This window comes from uncultured Microbulbifer sp., from assembly GCF_947504145.1.
In the GTDB taxonomy this organism is placed as follows: Bacteria; Pseudomonadota; Gammaproteobacteria; order Pseudomonadales; family Cellvibrionaceae; genus Microbulbifer.
The window spans coordinates 220,085-235,642 of sequence record NZ_CANNGQ010000004.1; the positions used below are offsets into that span (position 1 = coordinate 220,085).

Annotated in this window: 9 protein-coding genes; 2 read left to right on the forward strand and 7 right to left on the reverse strand. The window is 58.6% G+C overall.

The features are described 5' to 3' along the window. Positions 1–22: 22 nt before the first annotated feature. Positions 23–874 (forward strand): archaetidylserine decarboxylase, encoded by an 852-nt coding sequence (asd, locus tag Q1A74_RS14215; RefSeq protein WP_299597483.1) that lies wholly within the window; start codon positions 23–25, stop codon positions 872–874. Positions 875–879: 5 nt separating this feature from the next. Then, positions 880–2,106: an MFS transporter gene (locus Q1A74_RS14220; protein WP_299597486.1), complete on the forward strand. Its 1,227-nt coding sequence runs from the start codon at positions 880–882 to the stop codon at positions 2,104–2,106. A gap of 31 nt (positions 2,107–2,137) precedes the next feature. On the opposite strand, the gene Q1A74_RS14225 is transcribed toward Q1A74_RS14220, so the two are convergent. The 7 genes from Q1A74_RS14225 to pilQ form a co-directional block, all read right to left on the reverse strand. Next, complete coding sequence (locus tag Q1A74_RS14225) at positions 2,138–3,598, reverse strand: HD-GYP domain-containing protein (RefSeq protein ID WP_299597489.1); 1,461 nt, start codon at positions 3,596–3,598, stop codon at positions 2,138–2,140. A 134-nt stretch (positions 3,599–3,732) separates the two neighbouring features. Then, a complete protein-coding gene (gene hemE / locus Q1A74_RS14230; protein ID WP_299597492.1) occupies positions 3,733–4,812 on the reverse strand; it encodes a uroporphyrinogen decarboxylase in 1,080 nt (359 codons plus the stop codon). Positions 4,813–5,308: 496 nt separating this feature from the next. Continuing rightward, on the reverse strand, positions 5,309–6,727 hold the full coding sequence (locus Q1A74_RS14235) for an FAD-dependent oxidoreductase (protein ID WP_299597495.1): 1,419 nt from the start codon (positions 6,725–6,727) through the stop codon (positions 5,309–5,311). Positions 6,728–6,742: 15 nt separating this feature from the next. Next, positions 6,743–11,194: a glutamate synthase large subunit gene (gene gltB / locus Q1A74_RS14240; RefSeq protein ID WP_299597498.1), complete on the reverse strand. Its 4,452-nt coding sequence runs from the start codon at positions 11,192–11,194 to the stop codon at positions 6,743–6,745. A 429-nt stretch (positions 11,195–11,623) separates the two neighbouring features. Beyond that, entirely contained in the window at positions 11,624–12,709 is a 1,086-nt protein-coding gene (aroB, locus tag Q1A74_RS14245; protein ID WP_299597501.1) for a 3-dehydroquinate synthase, read from the reverse strand. Between the two features lie 105 nt (positions 12,710–12,814). Next, entirely contained in the window at positions 12,815–13,336 is a 522-nt protein-coding gene (locus tag Q1A74_RS14250; protein WP_299598383.1) for a shikimate kinase, read from the reverse strand. Further along, entirely contained in the window at positions 13,336–15,558 is a 2,223-nt protein-coding gene (gene pilQ, locus Q1A74_RS14255) for a type IV pilus secretin PilQ (protein ID WP_299597504.1), read from the reverse strand. Before pilQ ends, Q1A74_RS14250 begins: the two co-directional genes overlap by 1 nt.

A 15,558-nucleotide genomic window follows, 5' to 3' on the forward strand; every position in this document is an offset into this window, starting at 1 on the left:
CCAACGGGACCACAAAACCCCAATGCACCCGAAACTGTTTATCTTCCTGCAATACATCACCCCCCAGCACCTACTCTCCCGCGCCGCTGGATGGCTCGCCGAAACGCGTATCGGCGGCATCAAAAATCCATTCACCAAATGGTTCGTGGAAAAATACCAAGTCGACATGAGTGAGGCGCTTGAGGAAGACTACACCGCCTATACCTGCTTCAACGACTTCTTCACCCGCGCCCTCAAAGACGGCGCCCGCCCCATCGTCGAAGGCACAGGCACCATCGCCGGCTGCGCCGACGGCGCCATCAGCCAACTGGGTGAAATCCACAACGGCCGAATCTTCCAGGCCAAAGGCCAGGACTACAGCCTGCTCGAACTGGTGGGCGGCGATCCAGAAGTCGCCTCCCAATTCACCGGTGGTAAATTCGCCACCGTCTACCTGTCACCCAAAGACTACCACCGCGTACACATGCCGCTCGACGGCGTACTGCAGCGCATGATCTATGTGCCCGGCGAACTGTTTTCCGTAAACACCACCACCGCTGAAAATGTCCCGCGCCTGTTCGCCCGCAACGAGCGCCTCGTGTGCATCTTCGACACCGCCGCCGGCCCCATGGCCATGATCCTCGTTGGTGCCATGATCGTCGCCGCCATCGAAACCGTCTGGGCCGGACAGGTGGCGCCCATCAAACGTCAGATCCAAACCACCCGTTACGACGAGCAAAAACCTATCGCACTGAAAAAAGGTGAAGAGATGGGCCGCTTCAAGCTCGGCTCTACAGTGGTACTGCTGTTTGGTGCCGACAAGGTAAATTGGCTGGAAGAATTGGCTGCGGAAACACCCGTTAAAATGGGTGAGCACTTCGGGGATCTCGCTTAACCAAAATGCCAGCAGTCCCCGCATTTATCCGCAGCAACCCCAAGCTAGCATTCTTCGCACTGGTCGCGGTCGCCGCCTCCGGCTTTGGTCAGACATTTTTCATCGCCATTTTTGGCGGCGCCCTGCGCGAAGAATTCCACCTCAGCAACAGCTGGTATGGCGCCAGCTACAGCGCAGCAACATTACTGTCGGCGTTCGTATTGTTAAGCGCGGGCACACTGATCGATCGCTGGCCACTAAAACGCGTGGCGATACTCGGTGTCTTGTTACTCAGTGCCGGCTGTATCACCCTCGCCAGCGCACACAGCGCCTGGATGCTTCTGCCCGGGTTTTTCTTGCTGCGCTTCGCCGGGCAGGGGTTTATGACCCACATGGGAATGACCACGGCCGGACGCTATTTCACAGCCAATCGCGGAAAAGTCATCGCGCTCGCCGCACTGGGCTTCCCCATCGCCGAGGCACTACTGCCTACCGGCGGCTCCCTGATGATTGCTGGCAGTGGTTGGCGCAGTGTCTGGCTGGCTTCCGCAGCGGTGTTAATCGTCGCAGTGTTACCGACTCTGATATGGCTGGCCGGCGATACCGGCAAACACGATGGGCAAAGCAGCACCGAAAATACCACCAGTAAAAGTGACTACACCCGCGCTGAGGTGCTGAAAGACCCGGGGTTCTACTGCCTGTTGCCCGCCGCGCTGATGACGCCCTTTGTGGTTACCGCCATCCTGTTTCACCAGGCCGCGATCGCCGACGAACGCGGCTGGTCAATGGCGGTGCTCGCCGGCGCATTTGGCAGTTATGCCGCAGGTCACCTGCTTGCACTATTATTTGCCGGGGGACAGGTGGACCGTTACGGCGCCCAGCGCAGCCTGCCGTTGGCACTGATCCCGATGATCGGCGCGCTGGTACTGCTGGCGCTGTGTAATGCCAGCTGGGTTCCCTATGTGTATCTGGCGCTGATCGGTATTGCCCAGGCGGGAACCGGCACCGCCGGTAGCGCGCTTTGGCCCGAGCGCTACGGCAGCAGTCACCTCGGCGCTATCCGCTCCGTATCACAGGCAGCTATGGTGTTCTCCACCGCGGCATCACCGCTGCTGCTGGGCTTTCTTCTCGATCGGGGATGGGATGTTCAGGGAGTGGGGCTACTGTTCGCGGGACTTATTCTGGCGGCCTGCCTTCTTACCTTGCTGGCACCGATGACCGCAAAGCAGAACCCACAGGAAAGCGCCGCCTGAAGTTGCGGAAACCGAGAAAAAATAACGGGAATTAACGGCTGGGAATAAAGCGCGCGATAAATGCCGGGAGGCGCTGCTCGTACAGGTACTGGTCGCGCACCTTGGCCACATCAATCTGCGGATAGCGGCAGGGATCCAGATCCTGGGTAATGGTAATCAGGCCCATTTCTGCGAGCAGTTTTTTACCCTTGTTGACCACCGCCTGCTTGCGATCGTCATCCGCAGCCATATCAAACAGCCGCGGCTTTTCCAGAAGCTGCTTATTCCGATCTGTCACCAGCATGACTTTCGGCTTTAACCGGCGTTTGTGACTCTGCTCAACCACCACCGCAATTTCACCGGTGGAAAGTTCGACCTGGGTGCCGGTAGGGTAAAGACCGATGGACTGGATAAACTCCACCACCAGCTGCTCCTGAAACGCGCAATTGCGCAGATCATAAAGCTGCCCGACTGCCCGGGAAGGGGGCAATGGGAATTCCGCACCGCGGGGATTGGTGGCCTCATCGTAAAAAGTCACAATACCGCACATACGCGCGAGCACCGGGATCTGGCCGCCGCGTAAACCGCGGGGATAGCCGCTTCCGTCGTACTGCTCTTTGTGACACTGCACAATGTTGAGTATCTGCTGATCGACATTCGGATCGACCGACAGCAGTTTCACGCTGTAATCGACGAACTTCCGATACTCCAGCTCTTCCCGCGGCTCACGCTTCTCGGCTTTTAGCACTGTATCGGCAAGATACAGCTTGCCCACATCTTTCAGCAGCGTGGCAATACCCAGTTGAACCAGCTCCTGACGACGCAGGCCAATATGCCGCCCGAACACCACCGCCCATACGCTGGCGCGCACCGAGTGGCTATACGTGTGTTCGTCCTTTTCCCGCACCCGCGCCAGCCAGGAAAAGGCATCGGGACTGCGCAGAACGCTGTCGACCATCTGCGTGACGGTCTGATTCACCTGTGCGGTGGGTAGCGGCCGATCCGTTTTCAGCTGGACCATGACCTCGTGCATGCCCTGAACAATACGATCGTGCAACTGCCTCGCCTTGGCCGCCTCTTTGCGAGCAGGCTCCGGGGGGGCGTAGCTATCGTGCTTGATCTGGACCGGTTTACAGCTGATGGCAACGGGGATTCGGCGCGGGGTGCCCTTGGCGGGCGCGACACTGGCAGAGGCCTCACTGGCGGCGCGTGTCAGCTTGCGCAGCTTGACGCCCACATCGCCTACGGTCTTGACCACATCCACGTAGACGTAACGGCAGTATTTCTGCAGCTGGCGGATTTCTTCCAAGTCGCGGATATAGAAACCCTGCAGAGCAAACGGGGTACGCGTCCACGGGCGATCCAGACGAGACACAAACATGCCTCGTTGCAGGTCTTCAACAAATACTTTCGCCTGTTGGATTGCCACTTGATCGCTGCCGCTAATGGTTGCTGCGTAATTTTTGTTCTGGGTATAGCTGTGACCAGCCGGGATACGGCATAGCTGGCACACACTAATGCCCCGCTTTGGGAAGCCCAAAGCGGGGCGAATTGTCACACAAGTCTACTCGCTAGTACGCATTATAATTGTGACTTGCGTCACGGAAAAGTGGTCAGTGACTGCTCACCCACCAAATTCATTCCGGGTTATTGGTGGTATTGAGGAGACAGTTCCACCACTGCATCAAACATGGCACCGGCGTGGGCCGGATCTACCTTGGGGGTAACCCCGTGGCCCAGGTTAAAGATATGGCCGGTCCCACGGCCAAAGCCCGCCAGAACCGAGGCCACTTCCTCGCGAATTCGCTCCGGGCTCGCCAGCAGAATCGACGGGTCCATATTGCCCTGCAAGGTCACTCTGTCACCCACTCGCGCACGTGCCTGCGCAATATCCGTGGTCCAGTCCAGCCCCAGTGCGGTAGCACCGGCATCCGCCATCGCCTCCAGCCACTGCCCACCACCTTTGGTGAACAGGATCACCGGCACCTGGCGGCCGTCATGTTCTTTAATCAACCCCTGCACGATGCGCGCCATGTAGTTCAGAGAGAACTCTTTATAGGCCGCGTGGCTCAAGGCCCCACCCCATGTATCAAAGATCTGCACCGTTTGTGCCCCTGCGCGGATCTGCGCATTCAGGTAATCAATCACCGAGTCCGCCAGGACGGTCAGCAACTGGTGCATGTCTTCAGGACGGTTGTAGAGCATCTCCTTGGCGCGGGCAAAATCCCGGCTGGAGCCGCCTTCGATCATGTAGGTGGCCAGGGTCCAGGGGCTGCCGGAAAAGCCGATCAGCGGCACGCGACCGTTCAGCTCACGGCGGATGGTGGTCACCGCGTCCGTCACGTAGCTGAGATCTTTCGCAGTATTCACGACTTCGAGCGCCGCGATATCGGCACTGGTGCGCACGGGCTTTTTGAATTTGGGCCCTTCGCCTTCCTCAAAGTACAACCCGAGGCCCATGGCGTCGGGAATGGTGAGGATATCGGAAAACAGGATGGCGGCATCCAGGGGGTAGCGTTCCAGCGGTTGCAGGGTCACTTCGCAGGCCAGTTCGGTGTTGCGGCACAGATCCATAAAGGTACCGGCTTTGGCACGAGTGGCGCGGTATTCGGGCAGGTAGCGGCCGGCCTGACGCATCATCCACATGGGTGTGCGGTCGACGGGCTGGCGCAGCAGGGCGCGGAGGAAACGGTCGTTTTGGAGGGGGGCGAACTGGGTATCGGACATGATCACAACGGCTGGGTAAATGGCCGGCCATTGTACTCGCGGGGTCTCGTTTAGGACAGAGACTCGCCTGACTCGGGATTTATGCGGGTGATTGGGGTGGGCTATTGGAGGTTTTGGGGTTCGCACTCAGGAGGAGCTGGGCGGCTTTGCTACCGGGTGGTTGTATGCGGGACACGCCGTAAACCCCTCCCTGGGGGCTCTGCACCGCCATCCCTGGCGGAGAAGGTCCCGCATACAACCACCCGGTATCAAAGCCTTCGCACCGACTCACGTGCAATTTAAAATCACGGAGAAACCCGTTCGTGGCCCGAACCGAGCTCTGAAGTTCGATGAGAACGTGCTGGTGCCGGTAAAGGTTTGCCAGACCTTCAAAAACAGGATGTTTTTGCAGAGCCCCCAGGGATGGGTCCACGGCGTGTCTGGCAAACCTTTACCGGTAGCAGTACCGCCACAAAGCCAGCTAGCGGTACCACAGACTCAGATATAGAGCCCAGAGTTAAACTTCGAGGAAGTCGAGGATACCCTCAGCAGCCTGGCGCCCTTCCCAGATAGCAGTAACAACCAGGTCAGAACCGCGCACCATGTCGCCACCGGCGAAGATTTTCTCGTTGGTAGTCTGAAATTTATATTCCTGCTTCTCAGGCGCAACAACACCGCCCCAGTCAGCGACTTCGATATTGTGATCGCCAAACCACTCCGCTGGGCTCGGGCGGAAGCCGAAGGCTACCAGCACCAGATCCGCTGGAATCACCTCTTCGGAACCGGGAATCACTTCCGGGCGACGGCGACCGTTTTCGTCGGGCTCGCCCAACTTGGTGGTCACCACCTTCACGCCTTCCACCTTACCGTCGCCGACAATTTCCACCGGCTGGCGGTTGAACAGGAAGCGTACGCCCTCTTCCTTCGCATTCGCCACCTCGCGGCGGGAACCGGGCATGTTTTCTTCATCGCGGCGGTAGGCACAGGTTACGCGCTTGGCGCCCTGACGAATGGAAGTACGGTTACAGTCCATCGCGGTGTCACCACCACCCAGAACCACAACGCGCTTGTCTTCCACCGAGATGAAATCTTCCGGGCTCTTCTCAAAGCCCAGGTTGCGGTTCACATTCGCCACCAGGAACGGCAGCGCATCGTATACGCCCGGCAGATCTTCACCGGGGAAACCGCCCTTCATGTAGTTGTAGGTACCCATCGCCAGGAACACCGCATCGTAATCGGCCATCAGCTGGTCAAAGGTGATGTCCTTGCCGATCTCGGTTTCCAGGCAGAATTCCACACCCATTTCGGTAAAGATCGCGCGACGCTGCTGCATCACGGATTTTTCCAGCTTGAATTCGGGAATACCGAACGTCAGCAGACCACCGATCTCCGGGTACTTGTCGAACACTACCGGCTGTACGCCGTTGCGCACCAGCACGTCTGCACAGGCGAGACCTGCAGGGCCGGCACCAACGACGGCAACACGCTTGTCGGTCTTCTTCACCGCGCTCATATCCGGTCGCCAGCCCAGGGCGAAGGCAGTATCGGTGATGTACTTTTCCGCATTACCGATGGTTACTGCACCGAAACCGTCGTTCAGGGTACAGGCCCCTTCACACAAACGGTCCTGAGGGCACACGCGGCCGCACACTTCCGGCAGGGAGTTGGTCTCGTGACACAAATCCGCGGCTTCCATGATGTTGCCTTCGCTAATCAGGCGCAGCCAGTTCGGAATGTAGTTGTGTACCGGGCACTTCCACTCACAGTAGGGGTTACCGCAATCCAGGCAGCGGTGGGCCTGGCTGGCCACCTGCTTTTCGCTGAATGGCTGGTAAATTTCCACAAACTGATTGGTGCGGGTAATGATGTCTTTCTTGGCGGGGTCCACTCGGCCCACGTCGATAAACTGAAAATCGTTGTTTAGACGCTGTGACATAGATAAGTCTCCCCCTTATTCGCCGCGCTTGCGTACATCGGACAGCAGTCCGGCGAGGCTGGCAGCCTTGGGCTTCACCAACCAGAATTTGTTGAGGTAATCGTCGAAGTTGTCCAACAACTCTTCACCCCAGGCACTGCCGGTCTCGGCGACGAACTCTTCGATCACTTCGCGCAGGTGGCTCTGGTATTCCTCCAGGGCCTCGCTGCTGATACGGCGCAGTTCGATCAACTCGTGGTTGCATTTGTCGAAGAAATCGCGATCCATATCCAGCACATAGGCAAAGCCGCCGGTCATGCCGGCACCGAAGTTGACCCCGGTCTTGCCCAGCACGGCGATCATGCCGCCGGTCATGTATTCACAACAGTGGTCACCCGAACCCTCGACGACCGCGAAGGCACCGGAGTTACGCACACCGAAGCGCTCGCCGGCACAACCGGAGGCGAACAGCTTGCCGCCAGTAGCACCATACAGACAGGTGTTGCCCACAATGCTGGTTTCCTCGGACGCAAATTCGCTGCCCTGAGGCGGACGGATCACCAGCTTGCCGCCGGCCATACCTTTGCCCACGTAATCATTGGCGTCGCCTTCCAGATACATCTCCAGACCGCCGGCGTTCCACACACCGAATGACTGGCCGGCAACGCCGGTGAGGCGCAGTTTTATGGGCGCATCTGCCATGCCCTGATTGCCGTGGCGCTTGGCAATCTCTCCGGACAGGCGCGCACCGATGGAGCGGTCGCAGTTGGTCAGCTTGAAGCTGAACTCACCACCGGCCAGGTTTTCGATCGCCGGCAGGGTTTCTTCTACCATGCGCTCGGCCAGAAGGCCTTTATCCCACGGTTCATTGCGGGCCTGCTGGCAGGTCTGCGGTTTGCTGTCGAGCAGCGCATCGGTGTGCAGCAGTGGTGACAGGTCCAGCGTCTTCTGCTTGGCAGTTTTGCCCTCGATGGCTTCCAGCAGGTCCACACGGCCCACCAGTTCATCCAGGGTGCGAATACCCAGGCCGGCCATCCACTCGCGTACTTCTTCGGCCACAAACTTGAAGAAGTTCATCGCCATTTCCACTGTGCCGATATAGTGCTCGTCGCGCAGATCCTTGTTCTGGGTGGCGACGCCGGTGGCGCAGTTGTTCAGGTGGCAGATACGCAGGTACTTACAGCCCAGCGCCACCATGGGTGCGGTGCCAAAGCCAAAGCTCTCAGCGCCGAGAATTGCCGCCTTGACCACGTCGAGGCCACTCTTCAGGCCGCCGTCGGTCTGCACCCGCACATTGCCGCGCAGGTCGTTGGCACGCAGGGTCTGGTGGGTTTCCGCCAGCCCCAGCTCCCAGGGGGACCCCGCATAGCGAATGGAGGTGATCGGGCTCGCTGCGGTACCGCCGTCGTAACCGGAAATGGTGATCAGGTCCGCGTAGGCCTTGGCCACACCCGCGGCGATGGTGCCGACACCTGGGCGGGATACCAGTTTCACGGAAACCAGCGCATTCGGGTTGACCTGCTTGAGGTCGTAGATCAGCTGCGCCAGATCCTCGATGGAGTAGATATCGTGGTGCGGCGGCGGCGAGATCAGGGTCACGCCGGGCACGGAATAGCGCAGGCGCGCGATCAGCTCGTTCACCTTGCCGCCGGGCAGCTGGCCGCCCTCACCGGGCTTGGCGCCCTGGGCCACCTTGATCTGCAGTACCTCGGCATTCACCAGGTAATGCGGAGTGACACCGAAGCGGCCGGAGGCGATCTGCTTGATCTTGGAAACCTTATCGGTACCAAAACGCACCGGGTCTTCACCGCCCTCACCACTATTGGAGCGACCGCCGAGACGGTTCATGGCCTGGGCCAGGGACTCGTGGGCCTCCGGCGACAGAGCGCCGAGCGACATGGCGGCGGAGTCGAAGCGGCGCAGGATATTTTCTGCGGGCTCCACTTCGTCCAGCGGGATCGGCTGCACGTCTTTTTTCAGTGCCAGCAGGTCGCGCAGTGTGGCCACCGGGCGCTGATTGATCAGGGTGGCGTAGTCGCGCCAGGCACCGTAATCGCCAGTGCGCACCGCTTCCTGCAGGGCCTTGACCACATCCGGGTTGAAGGCGTGGTATTCCTCGCCGTAGACAAACTTGTGCAGGCCACCGGGAGAGACTTTCTTGCGCGCCTTCCACGCCAGTGTTGCGCGCGCGCGCATATCGTCTTCCAGCTCGGCAAAGCCCGCGCCCAGTACACGCGCCGGTGCTTCCGGGAAACACAGATCGATCACGTCCTGAGACAGACCCACCAGCTCGTACAGCAGCGCACCGCGGTAGGAGGCGATGGTAGAGATACCCATCTTCGACAGGATCTTCAGCAGGCCCTTGATGATGCCGTTGCGGTAATTCTTCTGCGCAGTGGCCGCGTCCAGCAGCAGCTCACCGGTTTCAATCAGGTGATTGATGATGCTGTAGGAGAAGTACGGGTGCACCGCTGTGGCGCCCACGCCAATCAGGCATGCCAGCTGGTGAGAGTCCCGCGCCGTTGCGGTATCCACCACAATGTTGGAATCGCAACGCAGCCCGTTGTGTACCAGGTGATGATGCACCGCACCGGTGGCCATCAGCGCGTCGATGGGCAGCTTGCCCTCTGCAATCTCACGGTCCGACAGCACAATGATCACAGTGCCGTCGTTGCGCACAGAATCCGCCACATCGCTGCACAGCTTTTCGATGGCACTCTTCAGATCCAGCTGAGCGGGATCGTAATTGAGGTCAAAGGTCTTCGCGGTGAATTCTTCGCGCCCCAGGTCCAGCAGCGCGGTGTACTTCATGTGCGACAGTACGGGCGAGGACAGAATCACCCGGTCCGCGTGCTCGACGGTTTCCTCGAATACGGATTTCTCACGGCCCAGACAGGTCTCCAGGGACATGACGATGGTTTCCCGCAGCGGATCGATAGGCGGGTTGGTCACCTGGGCAAACTGCTGACGGAAATAGTCGTACAGACAGCGGTTGCCTTCCGACAATACCGCCATTGGCGTATCGTCGCCCATGGAGCCCACCGCTTCCTGACCAGCTTCCGCCAGCGGGCGGATCACTTGATCACGCTCTTCCAGGGAGGAGCTGAACAGCTTCTGGAAGACCTTGAACTGATCCAGGGAGAAGTTGTTGTCCACCGGCGCAGTGACCAGAGTAGAGCGAATGCGGCGGGCCTTTTCCTTCAGCCACTTTTTGTAGGGCTGTGCTTTTTTAAGCTCGCCGTCCACTTCGGCGGTGTGGCGCAACTCGCCCTTCAGGGTGTCCACAGAAAGAATCTGGCCCGGGCCCAGGCGGCCCTTGGCAACCACGTCCGCCGGATCGTACTGGTAAGTACCCACTTCCGAGGCAACAGTGATGAAGTCGTCCTTGGTGATTACCCAGCGGGACGGGCGCAGGCCGTTGCGATCGAGGGTACACACCGCGTGGCGACCATCGGTCAGTACCAGACCGGCGGGGCCATCCCAGGGCTCCATGTGCATGGAGTTGTATTCGTAGAAGGCGCGCAGATCCGAATCCATGGTGTCCACGTTCTGCCACGCCGGCGGTACCAGCATGCGAATGGCGCGGTGCATGTCGATGCCACCCACGGTGAGCAGCTCCAGCATATTATCCAGGCTGGAGGAGTCAGAGCCCACACGGTTCACCAGCGGCGTCAGTTCGGACAGCTCTGGCAAAAGATCGGTGATGAACTTGTTGGTGCGCGCCACAGACCAGTTGCGGTTACCGGTGATGGTGTTGATCTCACCGTTGTGCGCGACCATACGGAACGGTTGCGCCAGGGGCCAGCGCGGCATGGTGTTGGTGGAGAAGCGCTGGTGGAATACGCAAATGGCGGTTTCCAGGCGCGGATCCGCCAGATCCGGGAAGAACGCCGGCAGATCCGCCGGCATCATCAGGCCTTTATAAGACAGCACGGAAGTGGACAGGCTGCCTATATAGGTAGCGTCCGTCAGCTGCTGCTCGGCCTTGCGGCGGGCGACGAACAGGCGTGCATTGAACTGCTGCTGCTCCAGCGGCGATTCCGCGTTGTTAATCAGCAGGTGTTCAAAACGCGGCAGGGATTCTTTGGCGATGGGGCCCAGACAATCTTCGTTGGTGGGCACCACGCGCCAGCCGGCCACTTTCAGGCCCTGCGCTTCCACAGCGCGCTCGAGAATGGCGCGAGCACTGGCGGCTTCCGCTTCGTCCAGCGGCAACATAATGGAGCCGACCGCATACAGGTCGCTCAGATCCTGGCCAAACTGCTCTTTTGCCACAGTGCGCAGAAAGCCGTCTGGCTTCTGCAGCAACAGACCGCAGCCATCGCCGGTTTTGCCATCGGCGGCAATACCACCGCGGTGAGTCATGCAGGTCAGCGACTCAATCGCTGTCTGCAACAACTTGTGGCTGGTTTGGCCCTTCAGGTGGGCGATCAGTCCAAAGCCACAGTTGTCTTTGAACTCATCCAATCGATACAGACCGCTACCCATAGAATTCCTCAAAGTGTTATCGCTACCCCGTACGCCCTCACTGCCAAACCGCTACTGTTGCTCTTCTTCACTAGCGGTGACAATCAGTTCACAGTCGGGAGACTGCTGTTGGGGGTATATTTATCTACTCTCGAGCCAAAGGTGCCGCAGATTCCACTAACTTTTTGAAACCCCAATGACAAAAAAAGCCCACGTGAGGGGCTTGGTGGTGCTCGCTATATGCGAGCCTGCATTTCTTCTTATCAGCACAATTGTCAGCTCATTACCCCGGCTTTCACCGAGGGGGCGCGCAATATTACTCGTGCCCCCCTGTGATTGCAAGATTCGCCAGTTTTTTTCGCTGTTCGCAACAACTTTGACCGATTTATCTTCTTTTGCCGCCACTTTCGGTCAAAGAATCCTCCGTGCGGTAAAATAACTACAAAACTGTCATCGCGCGCCGCAGGTGCGCAACACCTCTATCAGCTGCTCTTTGGGCGTATCCGCGACAATCTGCGCACTCCCCAGGGCATGTAACAGTACAAGCCGCAATTTGCCATCCTGCACCTTTTTATCCACCGACATTGCCTGCAAATAATCGTCTACTGCCATGTCCGCGGGAGATTGTTGCGGCAATTCCGCCTTACTTAGCAGCGCCCGCAAGCGATCAACATCCTGCGCTGAAATCCATCCGCGCAGCTTCGAAAGCTCCGCCGCCATCACCATACCTGCCGCCACCGCCTCTCCGTGCAGCCAATTGCCGTAGCCCTGCACCGCTTCAATAGCGTGACCGAAGGTATGACCAAAGTTGAGGATGGCGCGACGACCGGATTCGCGCTCGTCTTCCGCCACCACCGCGGCTTTATCCGCACAACTGCGCTGGATCGCATAGGCCAGTGCCTCGGGGTCCCTCGCCAGCAGCGCATCCATATTGCTTTCGAGCCACTCGAAAAATGGCGCGTCGCAGATCATCCCGTACTTGATGACTTCCGCAATGCCAGCGGATAGCTCCCGGTCGGGGAGCGTCGTCAGGGTATCGATATCGATCAACACCAGCTGCGGCTGGTAGAAGGCGCCGATCATGTTTTTGCCGAGCGGGTGATTCACGCCGGTCTTGCCGCCTACGGAAGAATCCACCTGGGAAAGAAGGGTAGTGGGCACCTGTACAAAATCGACGCCGCGCTGGTAGCAGGCGGCCGCAAAGCCGCTCATGTCACCGATCACACCGCCACCGAGGGCGATAATCGTGGTGCTGCGGTCGTGTCGTTTTTCCAGCAAGGTGTCGAAGACGCGATTGACGGTATCCAGCGTTTTAAACGCTTCGCCATCCGGAAGTAAAACGGTGTCGACCTTGGCAAAACCATTCAGTGCGGCAAGAACCATTTCGAGATACAGGGGCGCAATGGTCTCATTGGTGACCACAAGCACCTGCTTGCCGCGAACGGATTCCTCAAAATACCCTGGGTCTTTCAACAGGCCGGAACCGATCAGAATCGGATAGCTGCGATCACCCAGATCGACATGGAGACTGTGCATGGCTACTCCCTTTCGCACACATCTGGCGGAATATACTCGGAAAGGCCGCTACTTTAGCACAATCGGTTGCGTGCTCGCCCGGCGGAACAGACGCGCACAGCCAACTCAGCAATCGACGCTGGAGAGCAATCGATCCGAAACCATGGTCGAGGCCTGCTTCGGTGTGCAATCGTTGGTATCGCACACAAGGTCGGCCACTTCACTGTAGAAAGGCTCACGCTGGAGAAGGATTTCTCGCAGCTTGCCTCTGGGGTCCGCCACCTGAAGCAGTGGGCGGTTATTATTTTTGGCGGTGCGCTCCACGAGCTGATCGAGGCTCGCCCGCAGATACACCACAAACCCGTGCGCTTTAAGCAGCGCGCGGTTCTCCGGCAACAAGACAATACCACCGCCGGTGGCAATCACCTGTGGCTCACCGGTACAGAGATCTGCCAGCACCTCACTTTCACGGCGGCGAAAACCGGCCTCCCCTTCCACATCAAAGATCCAGGGAATATCGGCACCGGTACGGTCTTCAAGCACTTTATCCGAATCGGCAAAAGGCAGCCCGAGTTGAGCTGCCAGTAATTTACCGATAGTGGACTTGCCGGCCCCCATGGGACCGACAAGAAAGATAGGTTGCGTGATCACTTGCTGAACGACATGAACTCGTCTTGCATGATGCGCGGCGTGATGAAGATCAGCAGTTCGCGCTTGTCTTCCTGCTTGGTGGTTCGCTTGAACAGGTGCCCCAGATATGGAATATCGCCCAGGAATGGAACCTTAGTCTCTCCTTCCAGAGTCTGCGCCTCAAAGATACCGCCCAGCACAATGGTTTCACCGTTGGCTACTAGCACCTTGGTTTGCAGTGAGTTCACATTGATCGCGGGAATCTGAGAGCCGGTAATCACGTTGGTAAACAACTCACCGACACTGTTCTGGTCAATGTTCAGGTTCATGATGATGTTGTCATCCGGCGTGATTTGCGGAGTGACATTCAACAACAGAACGGCCTCTTTAAAGGTTACGGATGCCGCACCGGAAGAAGTTGCCTCCAGGTAGGGAACTTCCACACCTGAGCGGATGCTCGCTTCCTGCTTATCCCCGGTAACCACTTTGGGCTGGGAAACAATCTCGGCCTTGCCCACGTCTTCCAGTGCAGACAGCTCCAGGCCCAGCAGGAAATCTTCTTTCAAGATGGCATAAGCCACGCTGCCAGCGCTCTCAGACAGCCCCAGATCCACCAGCATCGGGTCGTGTAGGGTTTCCGGCGCAGACAGATCAGGACCATTGCCGTCACCATCTGAAATGCCCGGGAACTGAGAGCCGGAACCGATACCAATGGAGTCATCGCTGATATTGTGATCTTCGAGGTAGCTCCAGCGAACACCCAGGTTTTTCTCAAAATCAGCGTTGGCAGTCACAATGCGCGCTTCGATCATCACCTGCCGAATGGGGATATCGATGGCATTGATCAAGTCGCGGAACTGAGCAATTTTCTCTTCGGTATCGGTCAGGATAATCGTATTGGTACGCTCATCCACGATCGCACTGCCACGGGAAGACAGCATGCTGCGGCTTTCCTGATCTTCACGACCGCCGGCGAAGTTGCCTTGACCGAAGCCTCCGCCCTGACCACCTTGATTCCCAGCGAACAAACCAAACAGCTCACCGGCATCCGCGTAGCGGATCTGAATATACTCGGTGCGCAGCGGCGCCAGCTCTTCGAGTTGCTTGCGGGTTTCCAGTTCGCGGCGCTCACGCTCGGCAATTTCAGCCGCCGGCGCCACCATGATCACGTTGCCTTCCTGACGCTTGTCGAGGCCTTTGGCCTTGAGAATCAACTCCAGCGCCTGATCCCAGGGCACACCGTCGAGACGCAGGGTAATACGACCCGCCACGGTATCACTGGCAACCAGATTCAAGTCGGTAAAGTCAGCGATCAACTGAAGCACGGAACGCACTTCGATGTCCTGGAAGTTCAGCGACAGTTTTTCACCGGTGAACTGGAACTCTTTCTCTTTCTCACGCACCTGAGCAACCGTCAGCGGTTTCACACTCAGTACGTATTCTGTGTCCGCCTGATACGCCAGATAATCGTACTCACCATCGTGGGGATCCACGGAAATGACTGTATTGCGGCCGTCGTAGTCTACACTGATGCTGCTCACTGGCGTGGCGAAATCGGTAACGTCAAGGCGTTGACGCAGCTCCGAAGGAAGCTCAGCACCGAGGAAAGTCAGCACGATCTTGCCGCGGGTGCGCTCTACATCGATATTCACCGCCGGATCCGTCAGGCTGACAATCACCTTGCCCTCCCCACCTTCACCGCGACGGAAATCCACATTGTCGATTCCCACATTGCCAGCCGGCTTGAACTGGGCGCTTCCGCCAACATTCGTGCTGGTATGCACCGGTGCAGCGGCAACCGCTGCGGTAGTAGCTGCATCCGCACCGACCTCGAGCACCACCTGGTTCCCCACACGCTCGCTGGTGTAAACCGGCAGCTCGTCGAGGTTCAGGATGAGGCGGGTCCGGTCGTCACTGGAAACGATCACTGCGCTGCGCGCCGAGCCGATATCCAGGGAGTATTTTTTCTCGGGAAGCACGCTCTCGACACCGGCAAAGTCCATAACGATGCGCGCGGGCTGCTCAATGGTGTAACCGGTGGGCTCCGGCGGCACGTCGCTGAACGTCAAGCGCAGCTGCAGGCGGCTGCCCGGCAGTTCGGAGAACTGAATATCGTTCAACTGGCTTGCCAGAGACGGCATCGCCAACGGCAGTAACAGCAGGGCCAACAGTGGCGTTTTCACGCGCACAAATACGTTGGCGACCCGCGCCAATACTCTGGCGAGTTGCTTGGTGATCAT